This window comes from Phyllobacterium sp. P5_D12 (assembly GCF_054049495.1).
Genome location: NZ_JBFUMG010000977.1, coordinates 1 through 1030 on the forward strand (window position 1 = coordinate 1; position 1030 = coordinate 1030).

1 protein-coding gene is annotated in these 1030 nt (G+C 59.0%); it reads right to left on the bottom strand.

The features are described from left to right. Window positions 1-58: 58 nt before the first annotated feature. Window positions 59-1030, bottom strand: a 972-nt coding sequence (locus tag ACXJ5O_RS28110) for a CaiB/BaiF CoA transferase family protein (RefSeq protein WP_457302780.1), incomplete at its 5' end; no start/stop codon positions are given.

Consider the following 1030-nt stretch of genomic DNA (forward strand, 5'->3'; position numbering starts at 1 on the left):
ACCATCGGGTCATAGCCGCGAGGATGGCTCCATGTCATGCCTTTGAGCTTGATCGCGCTCATAGGCCAAACTCCTYGCGGATCGCCTCGCTGTGTTCGCCGATGCGCGGCGCGGCCCGGTCAAACTTCGCGCGCTGGCCGTTAATTCGTATGGGCGAGCGTGTGGTGAGGATCGAAACATTGTCGTCGCGCTCCACGGTCTGCAACATGTCGAGAACTTTGAAGCCTTCGCTCTCCAGAAGCTCTTCCCAGTTCAGCACCTTGGCACACCAGATGTCTGCCGGTTCGAGAATGGCGAGCCAATAGTCGGTGGTCTCGGTTTCGAGCCGGGCGGCGATAATGCGTTTGATCTCGTCGCGCGCCGTGAACCATGTTGCGGGGCTGTCGCGGTAGGGCGCCAGATCATCGAGCGAGAGAAGGTCTGCCAATTTGGGTAGCGGGGTCATCGCGAGCGCCAGATAGCTGTCCTTCGTGTGGTAGACGCCGTAGGGTGCGGAAAGATAGGCATGGGCACTGCGGAAATCCGAACGTTTTGGCAGGCGCCGTCCATCGTTCAAATGTGTGGTCAAAACTTCGAACTGGAAGTCGATGAGCGATTCCATCAAGCTCGTCTCGATGTGACTGCCCTTGCCAGTGATGCCGCGCCTGACAAGACAGGCGAGAATGCCCTGCACGATTGCCGCGCCCGCCAGCATATCGCCTACCGCCAGTCCAAATGGCACTGGCCCTTGGCTCTCGTCGCCGTTCAACCACATCAGTCCGGAACGGGACTGCGCCAACAGATCCTGGCCCGGGCGAGAAACCCACGGGCCTTCATCGCCATAGCCGGAAATGCTGGCATAGACGAGACGCGGGTTGATTGCCTTCGCCGCCTCGTAGTCGAGACCAAGGCGCTGGATGACACCGGGGCGGAAATTCTGGATCAGCACATCGGCGTTGGCAAGCAACGATTTCAGGGCTGCAAGATCAGCTTCGTTCTTCATGTCAATCGCGAGGCTTTCCTTGGCACGGTTGATCGCATGGAAAATAGT